The 22,548-nt window shown below is 44.2% G+C and carries 21 protein-coding genes; 18 read left to right on the top strand and 3 right to left on the bottom strand.

The annotated features are described in order from the left end of the window. Positions 1 to 3: 3 nt before the first annotated feature. The 13 genes from cbiE to D1155_RS09640 all read left to right on the top strand — a co-directional run bounded on the left by cbiE (position 4) and on the right by D1155_RS09640 (position 14,530). Entirely contained in the window at positions 4 to 1,206 is a 1,203-nt protein-coding gene (gene cbiE, locus D1155_RS09700) for a precorrin-6y C5,15-methyltransferase (decarboxylating) subunit CbiE (RefSeq protein WP_160202202.1), read from the top strand. Next, positions 1,196 to 2,569 (top strand): cobyrinate a,c-diamide synthase, encoded by a 1,374-nt coding sequence (locus D1155_RS09695; RefSeq protein ID WP_243151065.1) that lies wholly within the window; start codon positions 1,196 to 1,198, stop codon positions 2,567 to 2,569. Before cbiE ends, D1155_RS09695 begins: the two co-directional genes overlap by 11 nt. Beyond that, a complete protein-coding gene (cbiB, locus tag D1155_RS09690) occupies positions 2,545 to 3,507 on the top strand; it encodes an adenosylcobinamide-phosphate synthase CbiB (RefSeq protein ID WP_160202201.1) in 963 nt (320 codons plus the stop codon). The genes D1155_RS09695 and cbiB overlap by 25 nt, the downstream gene beginning before the upstream one ends. Further along, positions 3,507 to 4,571 carry a threonine-phosphate decarboxylase gene (locus tag D1155_RS09685; protein ID WP_201759575.1) on the top strand — a complete coding sequence of 355 codons (1,065 nt, stop codon included), beginning with the start codon at positions 3,507 to 3,509 and terminating at the stop codon, positions 4,569 to 4,571. Before cbiB ends, D1155_RS09685 begins: the two co-directional genes overlap by 1 nt. Beyond that, on the top strand, positions 4,564 to 6,009 hold the full coding sequence (locus D1155_RS09680) for a cobyric acid synthase (RefSeq protein ID WP_160202200.1): 1,446 nt from the start codon (positions 4,564 to 4,566) through the stop codon (positions 6,007 to 6,009). The genes D1155_RS09685 and D1155_RS09680 overlap by 8 nt, the downstream gene beginning before the upstream one ends. Before the next feature lie 13 nt (positions 6,010 to 6,022). Beyond that, positions 6,023 to 6,559 carry a cob(I)yrinic acid a,c-diamide adenosyltransferase gene (locus D1155_RS09675; RefSeq protein WP_160202199.1) on the top strand — a complete coding sequence of 179 codons (537 nt, stop codon included), beginning with the start codon at positions 6,023 to 6,025 and terminating at the stop codon, positions 6,557 to 6,559. Continuing rightward, positions 6,559 to 7,185 (top strand): precorrin-8X methylmutase, encoded by a 627-nt coding sequence (locus tag D1155_RS09670; protein WP_160202198.1) that lies wholly within the window; start codon positions 6,559 to 6,561, stop codon positions 7,183 to 7,185. The genes D1155_RS09675 and D1155_RS09670 overlap by 1 nt, the downstream gene beginning before the upstream one ends. A 78-nt stretch (positions 7,186 to 7,263) precedes the next feature. Beyond that, positions 7,264 to 8,760, top strand: coding sequence for a stage IV sporulation protein A (spoIVA, locus tag D1155_RS09665; RefSeq protein ID WP_160202197.1), 1,497 nt, complete (start codon positions 7,264 to 7,266; stop codon positions 8,758 to 8,760). 443 nt (positions 8,761 to 9,203) lie between these two features. Next, positions 9,204 to 9,677: an immunoglobulin-like domain-containing protein gene (locus tag D1155_RS09660; RefSeq protein WP_160202196.1), complete on the top strand. Its 474-nt coding sequence runs from the start codon at positions 9,204 to 9,206 to the stop codon at positions 9,675 to 9,677. Between the two features lie 984 nt (positions 9,678 to 10,661). Further along, entirely contained in the window at positions 10,662 to 12,125 is a 1,464-nt protein-coding gene (gene cls, locus D1155_RS09655; RefSeq protein WP_160202195.1) for a cardiolipin synthase, read from the top strand. Between the two features lie 13 nt (positions 12,126 to 12,138). After that, positions 12,139 to 13,491 carry a MurT ligase domain-containing protein gene (locus tag D1155_RS09650; protein WP_160202194.1) on the top strand — a complete coding sequence of 451 codons (1,353 nt, stop codon included), beginning with the start codon at positions 12,139 to 12,141 and terminating at the stop codon, positions 13,489 to 13,491. Beyond that, a complete protein-coding gene (locus D1155_RS09645; RefSeq protein ID WP_160202193.1) occupies positions 13,492 to 14,250 on the top strand; it encodes a cobalamin biosynthesis protein CobQ in 759 nt (252 codons plus the stop codon). A gap of 16 nt (positions 14,251 to 14,266) precedes the next feature. After that, positions 14,267 to 14,530, top strand: coding sequence for a hypothetical protein (locus D1155_RS09640; RefSeq protein ID WP_160202192.1), 264 nt, complete (start codon positions 14,267 to 14,269; stop codon positions 14,528 to 14,530). Between the two features lie 85 nt (positions 14,531 to 14,615). On the opposite strand, the gene D1155_RS09635 is transcribed toward D1155_RS09640, so the two are convergent. Together D1155_RS09635 and D1155_RS09630 are read right to left on the bottom strand one after the other, a co-directional pair. Continuing rightward, entirely contained in the window at positions 14,616 to 14,828 is a 213-nt protein-coding gene (locus D1155_RS09635) for a hypothetical protein (RefSeq protein ID WP_160202191.1), read from the bottom strand. A gap of 204 nt (positions 14,829 to 15,032) precedes the next feature. Beyond that, positions 15,033 to 15,392 carry a LysM domain-containing protein gene (locus tag D1155_RS09630; RefSeq protein WP_160202190.1) on the bottom strand — a complete coding sequence of 120 codons (360 nt, stop codon included), beginning with the start codon at positions 15,390 to 15,392 and terminating at the stop codon, positions 15,033 to 15,035. 101 nt (positions 15,393 to 15,493) lie between these two features. On the opposite strand from D1155_RS09630, the gene D1155_RS09625 reads away from it, so the two are divergent. Continuing rightward, entirely contained in the window at positions 15,494 to 16,210 is a 717-nt protein-coding gene (locus D1155_RS09625; RefSeq protein ID WP_243151064.1) for a site-2 protease family protein, read from the top strand. 192 nt (positions 16,211 to 16,402) lie between these two features. Next, complete coding sequence (clpB, locus tag D1155_RS09620; RefSeq protein ID WP_160202189.1) at positions 16,403 to 18,994, top strand: ATP-dependent chaperone ClpB; 2,592 nt, start codon at positions 16,403 to 16,405, stop codon at positions 18,992 to 18,994. A 66-nt stretch (positions 18,995 to 19,060) separates the two neighbouring features. Here the strand turns inward: clpB and D1155_RS09615 are convergent, their stop codons facing one another. Beyond that, the gene (locus D1155_RS09615) at positions 19,061 to 19,723 is read right to left on the bottom strand and encodes a GntR family transcriptional regulator (protein WP_160202188.1); all 663 of its coding nucleotides are present in this window, start codon (positions 19,721 to 19,723) and stop codon (positions 19,061 to 19,063) included. A gap of 137 nt (positions 19,724 to 19,860) precedes the next feature. On the opposite strand from D1155_RS09615, the gene nth reads away from it, so the two are divergent. From nth to D1155_RS16010, 3 genes are all read left to right on the top strand, one after another. Next, entirely contained in the window at positions 19,861 to 20,484 is a 624-nt protein-coding gene (nth, locus tag D1155_RS09610) for an endonuclease III (protein WP_160202187.1), read from the top strand. An 85-nt stretch (positions 20,485 to 20,569) separates the two neighbouring features. Next, positions 20,570 to 21,868: a hypothetical protein gene (locus D1155_RS09605; RefSeq protein ID WP_160202186.1), complete on the top strand. Its 1,299-nt coding sequence runs from the start codon at positions 20,570 to 20,572 to the stop codon at positions 21,866 to 21,868. A gap of 130 nt (positions 21,869 to 21,998) precedes the next feature. Further along, on the top strand, positions 21,999 to 22,130 hold the full coding sequence (locus D1155_RS16010; protein WP_279261703.1) for a hypothetical protein: 132 nt from the start codon (positions 21,999 to 22,001) through the stop codon (positions 22,128 to 22,130). Positions 22,131 to 22,548: the final 418 nt, after the last annotated feature.

The raw sequence follows: 22,548 nt of genomic DNA, 5'->3' as shown, positions 1-22,548 counted from the left end.
TTTATGAAAGTAATTGTTGCAGGCGCAGGTCCGGGGGCTGCGGATCTTTATACAGACAAGATGATACAGGCGGTACGTTCTGCCGATTTGGTGCTGACAGCAGGCAGACTTTATGATTCGCTTTCGGCGCTGACTGACAAGGTGCAGGTGATGGGAGTTATGGACACTGTTTCTTATATTAACGCCCATGGGAAAGAACCTATAATCATATGTGTTGCAGCTTCCGGCGATACGGGATTTTACAGCATTGCATCCACCATAGCAAAAAATGTAAGACCCGAAATTGAGATGGAATTTATCAGCGGTATCGGCAGTTTGTCCTGTTTTATGGCAAAACTGAAACTGGGCTATGAGGATATAAAGACGGTAAGTCTTCACGGCAGAAACAAATCTATCGTGCCATATGTTTGCTATCATGAAAAGGTGTTTGCTCTGACAGGAGGCACGCTTAAGGTACAGGATATTGCAAAGCAGCTGCGTAAGGCGGGACTCTCCAATGTTACGATGTATATCGGAGAAAATTTATCCCTTGAAGAAGAGAGAATATTGACGGGAAACCCAGCGGATTTTGCGGAGATGGAATTTGACGACTTGTCAGTCATAGTTGTCGAGAATAAAAATTATGCAAACCGATATAAAACCTTAAAAGATGAGGATTTTGTCAGAGGAAAGAGTCCTATGACGAAGGAAGCTGTACGGAACTTAGTGCTGTCAGCCTTGGAAATAGAGCCGACCGATGTTGTTTACGATATTGGAGCAGGCACTGGCTCTGTGACCTGCGCAATGGCGTACAAAGCTTTTGAATCCACGGTTTACGCAGTGGAAAAAAATTCTGAAGGGGTGGAACTGGTAAAACAGAACATGGCGGCAACCGGTGCAGGAAACATTGTAATAAGGAATGCGCTGGCGCCCGATGGTCTTTCTGATTTTCCGCCTGCTGACAAGGTGTTTATCGGTGGCAGCACAGGAAATCTCACAGAGATTATGGAAGCCGTTCTTGCAAAAAATCCGGCAGCAGTCTTTGCAGTCACTGCGGTAACGCTGGAAACCATTTCTCAGACAACTGAGGTGTTTAAGGCGCTAAAGATGGAAACCGAGGTAGTCTGTGCCAACATTGCCACCGCAAAAAAACTGGGAAATTATCATCTTATGCAGGCAGACAATCCGGTATATATCATCAAAGGAGCAAGGAAACTTGAAAACTAAAGTAAGTCGAATTATGCTGGTAGGAAGTGGCAGCGGCTGTGGTAAAACCACTGTGACCTGCTCTCTTTTACAGGCGCTTTACAGCAGAAACATCAAAGCCGCCAGCTTTAAATGCGGTCCCGATTATATCGATCCTATGTTTCACAGTGAGATTTTGGGAACAAAATCCAGAAATCTGGATCTATTTCTGTGCGGTGAAAATACGGTGAAATACCTGCTTTCCGAAAATGGAAAGGGTTTGGATATTGCTGTCATAGAAGGGGTTATGGGCATGTATGACGGTTTGGGGTTTTCTGATGACACCTGTTCGGCTAACCACATTGCAAGAGTGACAGAAACGCCGGAGATTCTCATTACAGGGGTCAGGGGAAAGAGCCTGTCCCTTTTGGCGGAGCTTTCTGGATATATCAATTTTGCAGAGAATCGGATAGCGGGGGTGATTCTAAACCACTGCTCAAAAGCTATGTATCCTTTTTATAAAGAGATGATTGAAGAAAAACTTCATTTGCGCTGCTATGGATATCTTCCAAGGCTTCCTGAGGCGGAAATTGGCAGCAGACATCTGGGACTGGTTACTGCCGAAGAAATAGAAAACCTGAAAGAAAAGATGGAAGTCTTGGGAAAGGTGGCTGCCGAAACACTGGATTTGGAAGGAATTTTAGCGCTGGCACAGTCGGCGGCTGAAATAGAGTGCGAGGAAATCTGCATACCACAGGTATTGGAAAAGCCGGTCTCCATTGGGGTAGCCCGCGATAAAGCTTTTTGTTTTTATTACGAGGACAATTTTACTTTACTTAAAAAAATGGGGGCGGAGTTGATACCTTTTTCACCCCTTATGGACAAAGAACTTCCAGACGGGATTAGCGGCGTGATTTTAGGCGGCGGCTATCCAGAGGAGTATCTTTACGAGCTGTCTTCTAATGAGTCGATGCTTGAGTCTGTCAGAAGCGCAGCAGCCGGCGGCATGCCGGTTTATGCAGAATGCGGCGGCTTTATGTATCTGGGAAAGTCCATAGAAAAAGACGGAAAAATCTTTCCCATGGCGGGCGTTCTTTCCGGTCAATCTGTGATGACGAAAAGTCTGGTTCGCTTTGGATATAAAACGCTGACTGCAAACAGTGACAATCTAATGTGCGGGAAAGGGGACACCATTACCTGCCATGAGTTTCACTACAGTGACAGTGATATGAACGGTGAAGGTTTTACTGCGGAAAAGGGAAAGAGACACTGGCAGGCTGTCTGCAGCAGTGAGACAATTTTCGCTGGATATCCCCATATTCACCTGTGGAGCAATCCTGCTTTTGGGGAGAATTTTGTAAGGAAATGTGAGGCATATAGATGGAAACAGTCATCATCATTTTAATTGCTTTTTTGCTGGACTGTCTTTTTGGCGATCCGCCGTGGCTGCCGCACCCCATTCGCCTGATTGGCTTTTTCATTACGAAGGGAGAAAAGCTGCTTCGTGCTTTGTTTCCAAAGAACAAAGGCGGTGAAATCGCAGCAGGAGCAGTGCTGGCAGTAAGTGTTCCTGTGCTGACCTTCGGGTTATGCTGGGGGCTGCTGCAGGCAGCTGCAATGGTTCATGTTTATCTGAAATATGCGGTGGAAACTTTGCTTTGCTATCAGATTTTTGCGGCTAAGTCGCTCAAAGACGAGAGTATGCGTGTTTATCACCATATTGAGGCGGGCGATCTTGCAGGTGCGCGCAAATATCTGTCCTACATTGTGGGAAGAGATACGAAAGATCTTGATTTTAGGCAGATTACCAAGGCTGTGGTGGAAACAGTGGCGGAGAACACCTCTGACGGCGTTATTGCGCCTATGCTGTTTATGGCAGTGGGCGGCGCGCCCCTTGGTATGCTTTATAAGGCGGTTAATACGCTGGACTCCATGGTGGGCTATAAGAACGAGAAGTATATCAATTTTGGCAAAGTGTCTGCCATCAGCGATGATATTTGGAATTATATTCCAGCAAGACTGACTGCTTTTGCTATGGTGGCGGCAGCATTTTTTACCGGCTTTGACGGAAAGAATGGACTGAAGATTTACAGAAGAGACAGAAGAAATCACGCCAGCCCCAACAGCGCCCATCCGGAATCTGTCTGTGCTGGTGCATTGCATGTACAGCTTGCCGGTGACGCATATTACTTCGGAAAACTTTACAAGAAAAAGACCATCGGCGATGATGACAGACCAATCGAAGCATCCGACATCAAAAACACCGTGAAGCTGATGTATGGTGCAGCGATTTTATGCCTCATCATCTTCCTTGGGATTAGAACCTGTTTGGAGTTACTATAATGAAAGAAATACATGGCGGAAATATTTATAAATACGACCACAAGGTCTATGACTTTTCAGCTAATCTCAATCCTCTTGGCATGCCGGAGGAAGTGAAGACGGCGATTGCAGAACATATAGACCGGTACGAAAGCTATCCTGACCCGCAGAACAGGGAGCTGACTGAGGCGCTTAGTTTGTATCACAGTGTGCCGAAAGAGTGTATCTGCTGCGGTAATGGGGCGGCAGACATCATCTTTCGCATCGCTTTAGGCTTGCGACCGCAGAAGTCACTTGTTCTGGCGCCAACTTTTTCGGAGTATGAACAGGCGCTGAAGGCTTGCGGCAGTACTGTAGTCTATCACTTTCTTGCAGAGGAGAAGGGATTTCGGCTGCAGGAAGATGTGCTAAAGGCTATTGATGAGAGTCTGGATATGATGTTTCTTTGCAATCCTAACAATCCGACTGGCATACCGACAGAGCGGGAATTGGTGCTTGCCATTGCGCAGAAATGTGAAAGATGCGGTGTTACTTTAGTCATAGACGAGTGCTTTACAGAGTTTTTGGACGAAGAAGAGCGCTATTCGGTTATGGCTGATGTGCAACGCCTTGAAAACGTTATTATTTTAAAGGCATTTACAAAGATATATGCTATGGCTGGACTTAGACTGGGATATTGCATCTGCGCAAATACTGTACAGGCGGAAATCATCAGAGAGACGCTGCAGCCTTGGGCAGTATCTACTGTAGCAGCAAAAGCAGGATGTGCGGCACTTAAGTTGACGGGGTTTGTGGAGAAAACGAAAACATATATCAAAGAAAATAGGGAGTTTCTTGTAAAAGGATTGATAGATTTGGGCTACAAAGTGTATAATACAAAGGCGAACTATATTTTTTTCAGAAGTGCCAGGGATATCCGAAAACCGCTGGAAGCCTTTGATATTATTGTAAGAAGCTGCAGCAATTATATTTCTCTTGATGAGCAGTATTACCGAATCGCTGTAAGAACCAGAGAGGAAAATATTTATTTTTTAAAGTGTCTTGGAGAAATTACAGAGGGAAGAGAGGAACCTATCCATGGCTAAAACAATTATGATACTGGGAACCTGCTCTAATGCCGGAAAGAGTGTGGTAACTGCGGGAATTTGCAGAATCTTAAAGCAGGATGGCTATAAAGTAGCTCCCTTTAAAGCGCAGAATATGGCGCTGAATTCCTTTATCACCAAAGATGGTATGGAAATGGGCAGAGCGCAGGTGATGCAGGCGGAGGCATGTCAGATTGAACCGGACTGCCGTATGAACCCTGTGCTGCTCAAGCCGACCAGCGACAAGGGCTCGCAGGTCATTATCAACGGGGAAGTGTACGGCACCCTGACAGCAAAGGATTTTTACAAAGAAAAAGGAAGATTTCGTGAAAATATCAGACAGGCTTTTGAGAGTCTTTCCAGGGACTACGATGTTATCGTCATGGAGGGGGCGGGAAGCCCTGCGGAAATCAACTTAAAAGAAGAAGATTTGGTGAACATGGGCATGGCAAAGATGGCGGATGCGCCGGTGCTTCTTGTTGGAGATATTGACAGAGGCGGCGTTTTTGCTTCCTTAGCAGGCACTATGCTGCTCTTTGACGAGGAAGAAAAAGAAAGAGTCAAAGGTGTAATCATCAATAAATTCAGAGGTGATGTGACAATTTTGGAGCCAGGGCTTCGCATGCTGGAAGATATCATTTCCGTACCGGTAGCAGGAGTCGTGCCTTATATGGAACTGGATCTTGACGATGAGGATAGTCTGACTGACCGCTTTGCAAACCGTAAAGGTGAGGTTCTTGTGGATATCGCTGTCATTCGCACGCCGAGAATATCCAATTTTACCGACTTTAATCCCTTTGAATATATTGACGGGGTGGGCGTAAGGTACGCAGGGTCGGTTCATGAGCTGGGAAATCCGGATCTCATTATACTGCCGGGCACAAAGAACACCATGGCAGATCTTTTGTGGCTGCGTCAGTCAGGGCTTGAGGCTGCCGTTTTGAAACACCATGCCAAGGGAAAGCCGATTTTCGGCATCTGCGGCGGATTCCAAATGTTGGGACAAAGTCTGTCAGATCCAAAGGGTGTGGAACATGGAGGTCAGATGAGCGGAATCGGTCTGCTCCCCCACAGTACTGAATTTGGGAATGAGAAAATCAGAACCAATGCGACAGGGGTACTATCTGACGTAGATGGCATTTTTGCTGCTCTGTCAGGCAAAACATATCAAGGCTATGAAATCCACATGGGCACCTCGGGCGCCAGTGGCAATATCATAAACGATGGAAATGTTTACGGCACCTATATTCACGGCATTTTTGACAAAGAGGAAATTGCAAAAGCTGTCATAGAGGCTCTTCTGGCTGAAAAAGGCATGGATTTTACTGATGTAAAGGCATTTGATGTTGACGCGTATAAGCAGGTGCAGTATGATATTCTTGCAGACAATTTACGCGCTGCACTGGATATGGATTTGATTTATAGTTTGATTAGATAACAGGAGGAAGAATATGAAAAAGAATGATTTAGGCTTAGTACACATTTATTGTGGTGAAGGAAAGGGAAAGACAACCTGTTCTGTGGGTCTTACTGTAAGAGCCTGCGGATATGGTCTCCACGTTTTATTCATGCAGTTTCTGAAATCCGGAGACAGCAGCGAACTGAAGATTCTAAAGAGTCTGCCGGGCATTGAGGTACTGGGAACTAAACCGATTAAAAAGTTTTCCTTCCAGATGACTGAAGAAGAAAAGGAAGAAACCAGACAGATTAATGCAGAGCAGTTTGCAGATATGGTAAAAATGCTGGAAAACGACCACTACGATATGCTGGTGCTGGACGAAGTGCTTGGCTCCATTGAAGCAGGACTTCTCGACGATCAGCTGATTGTGAACTTTTTGAAGAATCGTCCGGAGCAGCTGGAAGTTGTAATGACCGGCAGATATCCAACTGCAGAGCTTGAGGAACTTGCTGACTATGTTTCCAGAATCGACAAAGTAAAGCACCCTTATGACAAGGGAATTCCGGCAAGGGCAGGTATTGAAGCATAATGAAAATTGAAAATATTAAACCTGATCAAATAGAAGCAAAGAGTTTTGAAATGATTGGAGAAATTCTCGGCGACAAGAAACTGGATTCTCGCTATGAGGCGGTGATTAAGCGCTGCATTCATACCTCTGCAGATTTTGAGTATGCGGATAGTCTGTACTTTACAGATGGTATTATTGAAACCGTGCAGGATGCCATCCGAAGCGGCGCATATATTGTAACGGATACCAAGATGGCGCAGGCGGGCATTAACAAGAAACGCATCGAGGCATACGGCGGGAAGGTGCTTTGCTTCATCGCAGACGAAGATGTGGCGCAGGAAGCAAAGGCAAGAGGTGTAACCCGTTCTCTGGTCAGCATGGAAAAAGCGGCGCAGCTTGATCGGCCGGTTATTTTTGCAATCGGCAATGCGCCCACTGCGCTGATTTCTATCTGTGATTTAGTAAAGGCAGGAAAGCTTAGACCTGCGGCAGTCATCGGCGTACCGGTGGGATTTGTCAATGTAGTAGAATCTAAGGAGCAGATTATCAAGCTTGGGGTGCCTGCCATTGTGGCACGGGGCAGAAAGGGCGGAAGTAATATTGCTGCAGCCATTGTCAATGCAATCCAGTACAAAATTGAAGACTAAAACTTTTACAAAACCGTCATATCCATGGCGGTTTTTTCATATATTCTGAATAAGTTATGTGAGAAAGAGGATGAAGGTATGACTGATGGAAATATTTATAAGAGTATAGCGGAGAGAACCGGCGGAGAGATTTATGCCGGCGTGGTAGGACCTGTCAGGACGGGGAAATCCACATTTATCAAAAGATTTATGGAACTGTTTGTTGTGCCGGGTATTGAAAATACATATGCCAGAACCAGGGTGGTGGATCAGCTGCCCCAGAGCGGCGACGGCAGAACCATTACGACGACGGAGCCGAAATTTGTGCCGGAAGAGGCAGTCAAAGTAAAAATTAATCATGCAGCCATGGAAATCAGACTGGTAGACTGTGTGGGATATCTGGTACCTGGTGTCCTTGGACATCAGGAAGATGGAAAAAGCCGCATGGTAAAGACACCGTGGGATAAAGCGGAAATGCCTTTTGAACAGGCGGCAGAGAGGGGAACCGAGAAAGTCATCACCGACCATTCCACCGTCGGCATTATGGTAACCTGTGACGGCAGTTTTGGGGAAATTCCAAGGGAGGCTTACGAGGGGGCAGAAGAAAAGACTGTTTCTCAGCTGAAGGCGCTGGGAAAGCCTTTTGTCATTGTGCTGAACAGTGCGATACCGGCATCTAATGCATGTCAGAACCTGGCAAAAGAACTTTCGGAAAAATATGCAGCGCCGGTGATTGCGGCTGATTGTGCAGTAATGGATAGAAGTGTGCCGGAGCAGATTTTTGATGAGCTTTTGAAACAGTTTCCAGTCAGTGAAATCTTTATTGACTTGCCGGAATATATGGATGCGCTTTCTCAGAACCACTATATTAAGGCGGGGATTGTCAGGACTGTCTGTGAGTGGATGGATGGTATAGATACCATCAGCAGTGTGGAACAGACGGTACAAATGCTTTCTGCTAATGCCCATGTGAAGGAAGTGTCTGTTCAGCATTCTGAAATGGCTACGGGCAGAGTGTACATCGATGTCAAGCTGCAGGAAGGACTTTATTATCAGATTATGGAGGAACTGCTCGGTCAGCCGGTACGAAGCGACAGAGAACTGTTTATGCTCCTTTCTGAATACGCCGGTGCAAAGCGCGCCTACGACGATATGGCGCAGGCTCTTGAAAAAGTAAAATCCACCGGATATGGAATTGTTCATCCAAAACTGTCTCAGATGAATCTGGGAAAGCCGGAGGTCTTTAAACAGGGCAGCAAGTATGGCGTGCGACTGGTCGCTTCGGCACCTTGTCTGCACATGGTGAGAACCGATATCAGCACGGAGATTTCACCTATTGTGGGGACGGAACAGCAGTCTGCGGATTTGGCAAAATATCTGATGGAAAAGTTTGATGTAGCAGAGAATGCTGAAGGTGCTGAAAGCAGCGATATCTGGGATACCAATCTCTTCGGAAAATCCCTGCAGGAGCTGGTGGCAGAGCAGATGGAAGGTAAGCTGACCGCAATGCCGGAAAGCCTGCAGGTCAAGGTGCAGAGGTCACTACAGAAGATCAGCAACGAGGGGAAGGATTATTTTATCTGTATTATTTTATAAGTGTGGAGCGGAGGACTGCCAGGGCAGTCCTCTTTTTCTTATGTGACGGCAATATCATTAGCTTGCGGTGAAAAGAGCAGCGACAATCTGGACAGGGTGATGAAGCGTGCATTGGGAGTATATTGGGATAAAGGCCATATTTAGGATAACAGGACAAAATAAGATTAAACAGGAATATATCTGGTTAAAGGTGAAACTAGTTAAATATGATATAGTAAGTTATGCGGCTTACAGTATTTAAAAATAGTTCATATAATATGAATTTTAAATCAATTTTATTTATGGTATGAATATTGCAAAGTTCCTTATATAACAAATTTTTACATGAAGTAAGTTGTGGAAGAGAATAATAAAAAAACGAATCTTCTGGAGCAACCAAATTGATTTATGTGAAAGGAGCGAATATTGTATCAAGGTTAAACATAACTTTATACTAAAATAAGATGAGAAAATATGGGAAACTAATAGCTGGTTTTGTGTTGGTTATTACAGTACTGGGAATTACGCTGCATCATCGCAGCACGTTAAATGATATTTGGTCAGAAAGACTGACGGAGGAATCGGTGATTGCCGGTTATTTAGAGTTTTATCCAGCTTCTGGTAAAGAGGCTATTACCGCAGAAAAGGGAACTTTCATTATCAATAACAAATCCGACCTACAGATGCGTACAGGGGAATTCTACGCATTGCAGAAAAAAGTCTTAGGAAAATGGAGCGATGTAGAACCGTATTTGGATTTTGTAATGATAGCTTATGAAGTGCCAACTGGTGAATATAGTTTTACTGTGAGTTGGGGAAAAGATTATGGGAAATTACCCCATGGAACATATAGGATTATAAAGGATTGCAGTGTAACTCTGGATGCCGAATATCATAAAAGCGAAGATTTAGTTTTTGCATGTGAATTTAGGATTTGATTACAGGATATTACAAGCATATTTATAATAGAGGGATGGGATGATTTATCGAGTCGATAGACTATCCGAAAAAAGTATAAGCCCTATCGTAACGGCAGTAAAGTAGAAAATGGAAGAGCGAGATGTTAAAAATGAGTACCATATAAGTAAGCGTTGATGATGATTTAAAAGCAAAATCAGACATCTTATTTAAGGAACCCGGGACAGTACCGATAAGTCCATTTGAGCCATTAACAGAAGAACAAATTCTGCAGAAATTAGAACAGGCAAAAAGCTATGCTGAGGAGGGCATGGTAAAACCGTGGGACGAAGTCGTTACAGAGATGAGATGAAAATATGAATTATAAAGCCATATACATTCTTAAAGAAGCGCCTGTTGGCAGTGAGACTCGCTGCCAGCAGGCGTTTCTCTTATTACGACTATCAGCGAGCGACTTGAAAACGCCAATCTGACCGTATTGCAGCCAAAACGAGTTTTACGGTCATTTGCAAAAATCCTGTAACACCAAAAATGACCGTAAATCTATCGTTTTAATCGATTGCGGTCAGATTGCAGCTGCATGAATGAATTTGCGCAGGAAAAATCCATCTGACTGCAAGTAATTGGGAGATTTTTCTCACGATATTCTGTAAGAATCTGTAATATGCTGTAACATTATGAAAATCGAAATATGAATACACAGCATGCGCTGCAAATAAGCGCCGATTTTCTGACCGTATTTGTTCAAATCAGCTTTTTACGGTCAAAAAGGCTGTAACAGGATTTTTGACCGTATGATGTCAATTTTCGTTCTTTACGGTCAGATAGCCGATTTCCGGAATCGAAATTCACTTTCTGAGCAGATCCGGAGCAGAACTCAAGCAAATATTAAGCAAATCTCGAAACAGATTTCATTGGCTTGCCGCTGATTTATATGTGGAAAATCTTTCAGTGTTGTGATAAAATATAAAAATGGACAAATTATAGTATTAGGGGATTTAGAGATGACATATTTTATCAGTTTGTTTACAGACAGCAACTGGAGTGCTTTTATTTACAGTATCAACTTGATTATTGCGCTTACCATTATTTTTTTGGAGCGAAAAAATCCGGCGGCGTCACTGGCGTGGATTTTAGTCCTGTTCGTTCTGCCGATTTTCGGGATATTTCTTTATATGATGCTGTCGCAGAATATTTCCAGACACAAGATTTCCAGACTGTCTGAGCGAGAAATGCTGACGATGGGCGAGGAGATGCAAGGTCAGATTGCCGATATGGACAGCGGCGATTTTGTTTTTTCAAAGGAAGAAGCGGCAAGATGGAAGCATATGATAAAACTGAATCAGGTTTACGGCAACGCTTTTCTGACCCAAAACAATCAGGTGGAGCTTTTGGTAGACGGCAAGGAGATGTTCGAGAACCTGCTTCACGATATCAACTGCGCAACCAAAACGATCAACGTCATGTATTACATCATCAAGGATGATAAGGTAGGAAAGCGATTATTGGAAGCGCTGACAAAGAAAGCAAAAGAAGGGGTAGAGGTCAGGCTTCTGATGGATGCATTGGGAAGCCGATTTATCAACGACTGGAGGCTTTCAGAATTTCTGGAGGCTGGTGGGAAGACTGCCTATTTCTTCAAACCGAAGTTGAAATATCTTTATTTTGAGATGAATTACCGCAATCACCGAAAAATTGTTGTCATCGACAGTGAAATCGGTTATACCGGCGGCTTTAATATTGCAAAAGAGTATCTGGGGCAGAAGCGAAAGTTCGGCTACTGGAGAGATACGCACATCAGGCTGCAGGGCGGCGCTGTGCAGGATCTCAACGCTCGCTTTATCATGGACTGGCGTTTTGCGTCCAAAGAGCAGATGGAACTTGACGAAGCCTATCTGGGTGCGCCAAAGGATGCGGGGACAAGCCCTGTACAGATTGTTTCCAGCGGACCGGACTCTGTCAGAGAAGAAATTAAGCGTTCTATGATGAAGATGATTACCTACGCACAGAAGTCAGTTTATCTGCAAACGCCGTACTTTATTCCGGATCCCAGCATGCTGGAATCCCTCAAAATGGCAGCGCAGTCCGGCGTAGACGTACGAATTATGATACCGTGTATGCCTGACCATATGTTTGTCTACTGGGCGACTTACGCTTACTGCGGCGAACTTCTTCGCTCCGGGGCCAGGGTGTTTATTTATGATAACGGCTTTCTTCATGCTAAGACTCTGGTAGTGGATGGAGAGATTTCAACGGTTGGCTCTGCTAACTTCGACAGGCGAAGCTTTCGGCTTAACTTTGAATCCAACGCCTTTGTTTATGATAAAACATTTGGCGAAAAGATGGACAGGCAGTTTATGATTGATATGGAACATGGTCATGAATTGACACGAAAGGATTATAACAACAGAAAGACAGCAGTGAAATTCAAAGAAGCTATTTCCAGATTGCTGTCAGATATATTATGACGGGAGGATACCAATGAAATTTTATCTTGCGCTTTGGTTTGCAAAGCTCATTAACATCATCATCAACATTGTGGACAAGAGCCGCGGCTCCAACTTCTCCGGTGAAAAAGCCATGAAGATTGATCCTAAGATGGTGGCTCACTTTAAAGGAATTGATTATTCCAAGGTTCTGTTTATCACCGGTACCAACGGCAAATCGACGACCAACAATCTGATTACTCATATTTTCCGCTCAAATGGAAAGAAAGTGGTTGCTAATCTGGAGGGTGCAAACCTGATTTACGGTGTTGCGACTGCGCTTTCTAAGGCATCCAGCTTGACTGGCCGTATTAAGGCGGACTATATCATCTTTGAGACTGACGAACGTTATCTGCCGCTGATTCATAAGCAGCTTCCGGCACAGAATATTATGATTACCAATCTGCAGAAGGATCAGGTGCAGAGAAACGGCGATCCGGACTTTATCTACCGAAAAATTTTTGACGGGCTGCCTGACGGCATTCGCTTCTTTTTAAATAACGAGGAGCCGAGAACCCGCTCTTTTGGAGACAAATCTGAAAACATTGTAACTTACGGTGTTGATCGTCATAACGAGTCTTTCACCAAGGATGAGAGCTTTCCGACTATGGCTTGTCCTCGTTGCAGGCACAAAATCATCTTCGATTATTATAACAACGATGGCGTTGGCAAATTCCACTGCAGCCACTGCGGTCTATCTTCAGACGAAAGAGCAGACTACACCATTACCGATGTGGATTTTGCGGCGAGAAAGTTTAAGCTTGGTGATGTAACCTTTGATATGCCATACGATACACCTTATATGTGCTACAATTATGCCGGTGCGCTTGCAGTAGCCAAGGAACTTGGCAGCATAGAACCTGCTGATGCGGCAAAAGCCTTTGGCTCCTTCAAAAATGTGGGCGGTCGCTTTGAGATTTTGAAATATAAAGATAAAACCATTAAATACATGCGGATTAAGCAGGAAAATCCGGAAACTTTGCAGACCTGTATCAACGTCATGGCTGCAGACAAGGAAACGAAGATGGTGTGCCTTGGGTTGTGTCCTCTTATTGACCTGATTCCACACTATACCAACTCTTTCTACGCCTTTGACTGTGATTTGTCAGGTCTGGTAAAATCTGACGTTGAGAAATACTTCTGCTTTTCCGAAGCGGTTTGCTTTGATACTGCCAACAGATTGATTTACGAGGGAGTAGATCGGTCAAAGATTTCTATTGCAGAAACTGAAGCGGTAGAGACCATCTTTAAGGAAATTGAGGAGACAGAAACGAAGAATATTTACCTGATTACGTGGCTGCATACTTTTGAACACATGAAGAAGTACATCGATAAGGAGGGAAATTAAATGAAAGACTTAAAAATTGCGTGGCTTTTCCCGGATACGTTGTATCTTCACGGAGAGAGGGGAAATATTCTGGCGCTGCAGCAGATTGCAAAGCTGAAAGGTCTGGAAACTTCGATAGATCGTATTGATTTTGATACCGAGAATTTTAATCCGATGGATTATGATATCATCTTTTGCCCGCCGGGAGAAATCGTGTCTTTTCCAGTAGTACTGGAATATCTGAGGCCGCAGGCTGACGCTTTTAAGGCTTATATCGAAAGCGGCAAGGTGCTTTTGGCAACCGGAACGTCTATGGCGCTGTGGTGCAAAGAAGTGCAGAGAGCCGACGGCAGCAGTTTTGAGGGACTGGGGATTCTGGATGCAGTTGCGAAGGAAAATGATGCGGTATATGGTGACGATGTGTACTTTAGCTGTAAATATGGAAGCAAGGAAGTGGAAGTGCTGGGAAACCAGATTCAGATGGCGGATTTTATCTGCGATGTGCAGCCTGCCTTCGGTCAGCTGATTTATGGCTATGGAAACACTGGAAAGGATAGACAGGAAGGTTTTCTGCTAGAAAATGCAATTTTCACCAACACCCTGGGACCTATGCTTGTAACCAATCCGTGGCTTACAGAGGAAATTATTACTGTGGCAGCCGAAAAAGCAGGGCTTGCGTTAAACGACGAGGAACTGGATGTATCTTTGGAGCAGGAATCCTTTGCTGCAAAGAAGAGATATATTGAAGGAAAAGAAAGCAGATTAACAAACTGCAGATAGTGAAAGGAGAATCGATATGGCTTTTTTAGATAAGCTGACCGATGCCGCTGCTGCTATCGGTGATAAGGCAAACGATGCAATTGAAGTAACGAAGATTAAAACAAAGATTAATGGAGAAAAGAAAGAACTAGAAGTGGATTTTGCACAGCTGGGCAGAATTTATTATGACCTAATTAAAGCAGGGGCTGGCGCAGAGCAGGCTGCACTAGATCTCACTGCGGCGATTGATGCGAGACAAGAAGTGCTGATAGAACTGGAAGAAGAACTAAAAAAACTTTAATTTTATTTGCAAAAAAAAGTGTGAAACGAAAAAACGCTTTGGCAGGTACCCAAGATGGCTTGCCGAAGCGTTTTTGATTTGTCGATTATCTGGTGCTGGTATTGTCACAGCCGTTGCCGGTGTTATGGCAGCCGTTGTGAGAGCCGATGGAGATTTCGATGTTAATGCCACCGCTTGCGGAAAAGAGAATGATGCCTGCAGCAGCGCCAATCAGCGCAGCAGCAGAAACCAGCATAGCTTTCTCGGCAGGGGTATGTTCTTTCTGTAAAAACCTTTTCAGTCTGCATGTGCCTTCCATAATTGTATCCTCCCAGTTTGTTAGCTGATTTTATTCTACCATGAATGAGAAGAAAAGGCAACGTGCGCAACGCATACTTCTCTGCGAACTATATTTGTTGGGCGCAGTGTGGCCAGTGTGCATATATTTGAAAAAAATATCGATTTTATGCACGTTAACAAGGCATTAATGCAACAGAGGCGTACTACTTCTACAGTGAAAGATTTACGGCAGAGGAACGCAAAGCTCGGTTCCAATCATCAGATTGTATGGGTCGATGGATGGATTGGCTTGCATAATATCATCCAGCTTTGCGCCATGCATTTTTGCAATTAAGTACAGAGTGTCTCCAGCTTCTACCACGTGGGTAATCACTTTTGGCTTTGACGGTTCTTCCGGCTTTGGAAGTTGGGAAGGATCTCCCGGAATACAGAGTCTGGTTCCGATTTGCAGATTGTATGGATTGGTAATGTGATTAACCTTCATCAAAAGACTGACTGGCAGATCATATTTCTCTGCAATTGTGTACAGGGTATCACCTGCTGAGACAGTATAGACATCGATACATACAAGTGTATTACTCATAAAAAACCACCTTTCTTTTTTGACCGTTTATATTATAGTATTTTCAATTGCCCATAAATGTGATAAAATATTTAAAAATATATTGGGAAAGGAAAAAAGATTTGAAACGATTTTTACGCTCACCGGCGCTGGTGCTGCTCTTTGCACTGATTGTACTTAGAATTATTTCTAATCCATACGTAGATGCCGGAGAATGGATTATGGATAAACTTTTGATTTTGCCTGGCATTATTATAGGTTTATCTTTTCACGAATTTGCACACGGGATTGTATCTTATAAGCTAGGGGATCCAACTCCGAAGCTGCAGGGAAGATTAACCATAAACCCCGCGGCACATATTGATCCTTTTGGTTTTTTTGCGCTGCTAATCGCGGGATTTGGATGGGGTGTTCCTGTAGAAATTGATCCGCGCTATTATAAACACAGAAGGCGGGACGAAATGTTGGTGTCCTTTGCGGGAGTCGTGATGAATCTCTTCATTGCTATCGTCTTTTCGTTTGTACTGAAAGGCTTATTTATCATGAATCCACCTTGGCTCATGGGCACTTTCGGAGATGTTCTTTTAGACGTTTTGTTTTACATCATATCGGTCAATGTGGTGCTGATGGTATTTAATCTGCTGCCGGTGCCGCCGCTGGATGGGTTCGGCATTTTGACCGAGATTTTCGACCTGCGGAAATACAACTGGTATTATCAGGTTTACGACAAAGGATTTCTTATTCTGCTGGCGCTGATTATCTTTAACGTAACTGATGTTGTGCTGGTGCCTTGCGTCAACTTTGTATATCAGCTTCTGATGGATTTGATTATTTTTTAAAGATTTTGCGAAGTTATGAGCTGCCCGTGTATGCTAGATGGCTATGCGGGCATTCTTTGGTTTGAAGATTATTAGCACTCGTTGATGATGAGTGCTAAAAAGTTCTTTACTTTTTGAAAAAGTGGGTATAAAATAGAGACAGAGATTAAAAATAGTACAAATATAGTGATGTTTGAAGCGGGGGTGAAGCATATGAACATCGAAAAATTTACACAGAATGCACAGTCCGCCATTATGGACTGCCAAAATATTGCAATTTCAGAGGGCCATCAGGTACTGGAGGGTGAGCATTTGCATTTAGCGCTGCTAATGCAGAAGGACGGTCTGATTCCGAAGCTTTTGCAGTACATGGAGGTCAATCCTTCCTATATGATTGCTGAGCTTCAGGAAGCCATCGAGAAACTGCCGAAAGTTTCCGGAAATGCTGATAATATCTACGCTTCTAGAAGGCTGAATCAGGTTCTGATTTCTGCAGAGAAGGAAGCAGAGCAGTTTAAAGATGAATATGTCAGTGTTGAGCACTTGTACCTGGCGCTCCTTGCTGAGCGAGGCACACCATCTGCTAAGCTGTTTTCTAGGTATCAGATTACCAAGGAGAAATTTTTGGAGGCTCTTTCTAAAGTGAGAGGAAACCAGCGTATTACCAGCCAGAATCCTGAAGATAACTATGACGTGTTGAATAAGTATGGTCGTGATCTCGTGGAGATGGCAAGAGAGGGAAAACTGGACCCGGTTATTGGGCGTGACAGCGAAATCAGACACGCAATTCAGATCCTTTCCAGAAGAACTAAAAATAATCCGGTCTTGATTGGTGAGCCGGGGGTAGGCAAGACTGCCGTAGTAGAAGGGCTGGCACAGAGAATTTTAAACGGCGATGTGCCGGAGGGACTGAAAGACAAGACGATTTTTGCGCTTGATATGGGAGCCCTCATTGCCGGCGCCAAATTCAGAGGAGAGTTTGAGGAACGTCTGAAAGCCGTTCTCAACGAAATCGAAAAGTCCGATGGTAGAATTATTCTGTTCATTGATGAGATTCACAATATTGTAGGTGCAGGAAGAACAGAGGGCTCCATGGATGCAGGAAACCTGCTGAAACCAAAGCTTGCCAGAGGAGAACTTCACTGCATTGGCGCTACGACTCTTGATGAATATCGCAAGTATATCGAAAAGGACGCAGCACTTGAGCGACGTTTTCAGAAGGTTCTTGTGGATCAGCCGACAGTGGAGGATACCATTTCCATTCTCCGTGGTCTTAAGGAACGCTTTGAGATTCATCACGGCGTGCGCATTACAGACAGCGCTCTCATTGCCTGCGCAACTCTTTCTGACCGGTATATTTCCGATCGTTTTCTTCCAGATAAAGCCATTGACTTGATGGATGAGGCAGCTTCCAAAATCAGAACGGAAATCGACAGCTTGCCAACGGAACTTGATGAGATTTCCAGAAAAATCATGCAGCTGGAAATCGAAAAGCAAGCTCTTTCCAAGGAGACAGACCGCGGATCGGTGGCAAGGCTTTCCGCACTTGAAAAAGAGCTTTCCCAGCTTCGCGAGGAAAATGCCACGATGCGTGCCCAGTGGGAAAATGAGAAAAAAGCGATTACCCAGGTGAAGAGTACCAAGGAGCAGATAGAAGAAGTAAAGCACCAGATGGAAGAGGCGGAAAGAAACTACGACCTTGAAAAACTAGCGCAGCTGAAATACGGTACGCTGCCGGAGCTTTTGAAAAAGCTTGAAACTGATAAGCAGACTGCTGAAACGGCTGAGGAAAATCGCCTGCTGAAAGAAGAGGTCGGCGAGGAAGAAATTGCAGAAGTAGTTTCTGCATGGACTGGCATTCCTGTCGCCAAGCTGGTAGAGTCGGAGAAGGAAAAGCTGCTCAAATTGCCGGAAATTTTGCACCGCAGAGTCATCGGTCAGGAAGAAGGAGTTGTTTCTGTATCAGAATCCATTCTTCGCGCACGGGCAGGCTTAAAGGACGAAAACAGACCAATCGGATCCTTTATTTTCCTTGGACCTACTGGTGTTGGTAAAACTGAGCTTGCCAAGGCTTTGTCAGAGTCTCTCTTTGATTCGGAGAAGAATATGATTCGTATCGACATGTCCGAGTACATGGAAAAGCACGCAGTGTCCAGACTGGTCGGTGCGCCTCCGGGATATGTGGGCTACGATGAAGGCGGTCAGCTGACTGAAGCTGTTCGCCGCAAGCCATACAGCGTGGTTCTCTTCGATGAAATTGAAAAAGCGCACCCGGATGTATTCAACATTCTGCTGCAGCTTCTGGATGATGGAAGACTGACCGATAATCAGGGAAGAACAGTAGATTTCAAAAATACCATTATCATCATGACCTCCAACATCGGCAGCAGTCAGCTGATTGAAAACATCCAGCCTGACGGCTCGATTGATGAGAAAACCAAGGAAGATGTAGAAAACCAGCTGAAGAATTACTTCCGTCCGGAATTCCTCAACAGAATCGACGATATCGTGGTCTTCAGTCCGCTGACAGAAGACCAGATTGTAAGTATTATCGAGCTTTCCTTAAAGGGACTTGAGAGACGCCTTTCTGAGCGTGAAATTATTCTTTCCCTGACGGAAGAGGGTAAGAGGTTCATTGCAAAAAATTCCTACGATCCGGCCTATGGTGCAAGACCTGTAAAAAGATATCTGCAGAAAAATATCGAAACAGCCCTTGCTTCCAAGCTGATTCAGGGTGAAATTACAGACGGGGATACAGTGGTCATCAATTCTGACGGAGAACAACTGATTTTTGAGGTAAAATAAAATAGAGAATACAAGAACAGCCTCCCGCAATAAGCTTTGCTGGAGGCTGTAATAGTTTTTGATTATTTATTTGAATTTTCGTTTTTTGCCATTTTCCATATGTTCTTTCATCGCCAGTGCGCCGCCTTCGATGTCGCCGGCTTTAAATGCTTCGAAGATAGTGCGGTGTTCCAAAAGGACATCGTTCAGGTAGGAAGGGGCGTAGTAGTTGGATGGGCTGCAGTGCTTCAAATAAGTCTGATAGGAAGACAGTATTTGCTTCAGCATTCTGTTATGCGTTGCCATGTAAATAATCTGATGGAATGCTGTATTGATATTAATCATTTTGTTAATATCGTTTTTCATGGTATAAAATTCCATGAATTCAAAGGTCTCCTCAAGTTCTTGCATTTCTTCTTCTGTAATGCGTTCAATAGCCCATCTCACAGCTTGAATTTCATAATCTTTGCGAAGGGTAAACATATCTTCTAAATCTTGTGTGGAAAGCCCAAGGACAAAGGCGCCTCTGTTGGGAATATTTTCAATGAGACCGTCCATTTCAAGCTGTCTCAATGCTTCTCTGACAGGTGTCCTGCTGACTTTATACTCATTGCAGATTTTCTGTTCTGTTAATTTTTCACCGGGCTTTAGTTTGCCAGTTAAAACGTCTTCCTGAAGCTCTGTGTAAAGATTGGTGGATAGGGGCTGATTGCCTGTTTTGCCGTCTTCTAAGTATTGAATAATAGACATTTCTTTCCTCCTGGATTTTAACCGTATACAATTATATGAGGGGAATGGGCATTTGTCAAGCAAAATAGATGCGTGGCTTGCGGTGGTCTGTCTGCTCGGACTTGTCAAAGATTGTTTTTTCTTGTATAATGCTAGGTATGAAACAGGAACACATTAAAGAAATTTTAGACATTTTGGAGGATACTTATCCGGACGCAGAGTGCGCACTGCATCATCAAAATGTATTTCAGCTTATTGTAGCGGTGGCTTTGTCCGCACAAACCACAGACAAAAGCGTCAATCAGGTGACTCCGGATTTATTCGCAGCTTATCCGGACGCTTTTGCACTGGGAAATGCCGACCCGGAGGAGGTTAGCGAGTATATCAGGCGAATCGGCATGTACAAGACGAAGTCAAAGAATATCGTAAAGATGGCGAAAATGCTGGCAGATCAATACGACGGCAAGGTGCCGGAGGACTACGACAAATTGGTGGAACTGCCGGGTGTAGGCAGGAAAACTGCTAACGTAGTGCTTTCTGTAGGATTTGGACATCAGCGTATTGCGGTGGATACTCACGTATTTAGAGTGGCAAACAGAATCGGTTTTGTCAGCGAAAAAGACGTGTTGAAAACAGAGATGGCGCTGATGGAAGTAATCCCTGAAGATAGATGGTCGAGAACTCACCATTCACTGATTTTCCACGGCAGAAACTGCTGCGACGCCAGAAAGCCTGCTTGCGAAAACTGCAGCATAAAGGAACTTTGTGAGAAGCATTTATAAAGCGTTTGCGAAAGCAGGACAGAAAGGACAAGCTATGAAAAAAAGAGCCTTGGCTTTACTTTTGACATGTACCATGATGCTGAGTGTGTCATTTATATTGCAGCCGCAAGAAGCTGTAGCTGACTCAGGTACAGGGTATGCAGGACAGGATTGTACTGCAAACGAGACCGCCTCTTCCACCATTGACTATGCCATGAGTAAGTACAAGCACCTGAGCACTTTTCCAAAGAGTGGAGAATGCTGGGGGTTTGCTGAGACTATCAACGGACTTTTGGCAGCGCAAAACGATGTTAACTATTTTACAGGACTAAAGAATACCCAGAAGAATTTCCTAAAAAAATGTCTTGGTGTTAAAGCGGGCACGCATATTCGTTTTTGCAATACCAGACAGTTTGACAGTTGGTCTGGTCATTCCGTGGTGCTTTTAAAGGTGACGGAAGATTATATTTATTGGGCTGACAATAATTATGACAGAGCCAATACGGTGCAGTATTACAGTGGCACTATCGATGATTTTTTCTCGATGTATGGACAGTATAGCTATCTGACTATGGTGAAAAAACCAGTTAAGTACAAAACTTATGCAGCCCCAACGGTATCTTCAATGCGAGATATGGAAGCTGGCGGAATTCGGTTGACATGGCTGAAGACCACTAATACAACCCGCTACGATGTGTACCGAAGCTACAATAAAACCGGAACTTATAAGCGCATTGGAAAGACAGAGGACAGGGTTTTTCTTGATCGTTCTGTGGACATGGGACAAAAAGCTTACTACAAAATTAAAGCGGTCAAAACCAGTGGCAGCCAATACAGCAATATCGTATCAAACACGCTGAAGCTGGCGACACCTGTAGTTACCATAGAAAACAATCAGGCGGAAAGTAAGATTACACTGTCTTGGGGACAGGTAGCTAAAGCAGATTGCTATAAAGTCTATCGTAAAATTGGAACGGACAGAGAAAAACTGGTAAAGACTACTACAAATCTGACCTATACTGCAAGGGTAAGCAATATCGAAGGTATCTGCCGGTACCGTGTAAAGGCGGTTTATGCTGGAAACAGTAGCGGGAATTCAGCTTACTCCAAAGCTGTTTATGTAGATATACAGCTGCAGCCGCCAACTGGTTTTTCCGGAGTGCTTCACGATGATGAGAATGGATCCGTTACGTTGTCATGGAATGAAGTAAAAGGCGCAGACTGTTATGAGCTCTACTGCAGCAGAACGATAAACGGTCCTTATTGGCTTGAGGCAACGATTAAAGAGGAGACAACATATTTTGATTCGCTGAGAAAACCGGGGCAGCAGTACTACTACTTCCTCATTGCAAGAAATTCTGTAACCAGCACGAGCAGTCAGCCGTGCGATCCGATTTTGATTTAACATGATTGGAGCTGTCTCAAAATAAAATGAGACAGCTTTTGTTTTGATTTTCGACCAGAGCGCCGGCTTGAAGCAGTTAGTCAGGCAAATTCGTGTACGGGAGTAAACCTGGCAGAAAGAGAATTAAGATATGCCGATGATTTACCCCGTGCCAATTTTGAACTTGATTTCTGTATACATGGCGCGGACCTTTGAGAAAGTGCCAGGTAGAAAAGCTTTTTTAGAAAAAATGGCGGCGGCAGAAAGAAATGCAGACAGATAGTCGGAAAAACTTTAGCATCCTACAGTAAAATATCAAAAAAGTGGGTATTAGGCGGCAGGTGCGCGCCAGTTTTTTATGAAAATGAATCCCAATATGGCGTTTGGCGGATGGCTGACGCCATGTATACAAAAAAACGCTTAGAAGATGGCGTTTTTCATGGGGTGAACGCCGGATATCCAAAAAAATCTTGAGATTATGGCGCGCCGGATTCTACGCAGCAAAAACTACCGTATGATTACTAGTTACAAAATAATATGACGCCCCATGGGGCGTCTATTTGACTTAAATGGTGGAAATAAAGAACAGGCGGTCTCAATCAATGAGACCGCCCGCTTTGTAAGGTCATTGTCAGAGGACAACAAGGTTCCCGGGCACCCACCCGAAGCTTTGCTTCGTGGAAGGGTGGGGTTGTTATTGT

Source organism: Anaerotruncus sp. 80, assembly GCF_009936115.1.
Classification (GTDB): domain Bacteria; phylum Bacillota; class Clostridia; order Peptostreptococcales; family Anaerovoracaceae; genus Senimuribacter; species Senimuribacter intestinalis.
The sequence above is the reverse complement of the archived record's forward strand: the minus strand, read 5'-3'. Positions and strand labels throughout refer to the sequence as shown.

What these genes read in the sequence shown, in the direction of transcription:
- D1155_RS16010 (WP_279261703.1), top strand. Translation starts at nt 21,999, where the DNA reads ATGCCGATGATTTACCCCGTGCCAATTTTGAACTTGATTTCTGTATAC.
- spoIVA (WP_160202197.1), top strand. Translation starts at nt 7,264, where the DNA reads ATGACTGATGGAAATATTTATAAGAGTATAGCGGAGAGAACCGGCGGA.
- cbiE (WP_160202202.1), top strand. Translation starts at nt 4, where the DNA reads ATGAAAGTAATTGTTGCAGGCGCAGGTCCGGGGGCTGCGGATCTTTAT.
- D1155_RS09630 (WP_160202190.1), bottom strand. Translation starts at nt 15,392, where the DNA reads ATGAGTAATACACTTGTATGTATCGATGTCTATACTGTCTCAGCAGGT.
- D1155_RS09650 (WP_160202194.1), top strand. Translation starts at nt 12,139, where the DNA reads ATGAAATTTTATCTTGCGCTTTGGTTTGCAAAGCTCATTAACATCATC.
- D1155_RS09615 (WP_160202188.1), bottom strand. Translation starts at nt 19,723, where the DNA reads ATGTCTATTATTCAATACTTAGAAGACGGCAAAACAGGCAATCAGCCC.
- D1155_RS09645 (WP_160202193.1), top strand. Translation starts at nt 13,492, where the DNA reads ATGAAAGACTTAAAAATTGCGTGGCTTTTCCCGGATACGTTGTATCTT.
- nth (WP_160202187.1), top strand. Translation starts at nt 19,861, where the DNA reads ATGAAACAGGAACACATTAAAGAAATTTTAGACATTTTGGAGGATACT.
- D1155_RS09640 (WP_160202192.1), top strand. Translation starts at nt 14,267, where the DNA reads ATGGCTTTTTTAGATAAGCTGACCGATGCCGCTGCTGCTATCGGTGAT.
- cls (WP_160202195.1), top strand. Translation starts at nt 10,662, where the DNA reads ATGACATATTTTATCAGTTTGTTTACAGACAGCAACTGGAGTGCTTTT.
- D1155_RS09670 (WP_160202198.1), top strand. Translation starts at nt 6,559, where the DNA reads ATGAAAATTGAAAATATTAAACCTGATCAAATAGAAGCAAAGAGTTTT.
- D1155_RS09675 (WP_160202199.1), top strand. Translation starts at nt 6,023, where the DNA reads ATGAAAAAGAATGATTTAGGCTTAGTACACATTTATTGTGGTGAAGGA.
- D1155_RS09660 (WP_160202196.1), top strand. Translation starts at nt 9,204, where the DNA reads ATGAGAAAATATGGGAAACTAATAGCTGGTTTTGTGTTGGTTATTACA.
- D1155_RS09685 (WP_201759575.1), top strand. Translation starts at nt 3,507, where the DNA reads ATGAAAGAAATACATGGCGGAAATATTTATAAATACGACCACAAGGTC.
- cbiB (WP_160202201.1), top strand. Translation starts at nt 2,545, where the DNA reads ATGGAAACAGTCATCATCATTTTAATTGCTTTTTTGCTGGACTGTCTT.
- clpB (WP_160202189.1), top strand. Translation starts at nt 16,403, where the DNA reads ATGAACATCGAAAAATTTACACAGAATGCACAGTCCGCCATTATGGAC.
- D1155_RS09635 (WP_160202191.1), bottom strand. Translation starts at nt 14,828, where the DNA reads ATGGAAGGCACATGCAGACTGAAAAGGTTTTTACAGAAAGAACATACC.
- D1155_RS09680 (WP_160202200.1), top strand. Translation starts at nt 4,564, where the DNA reads ATGGCTAAAACAATTATGATACTGGGAACCTGCTCTAATGCCGGAAAG.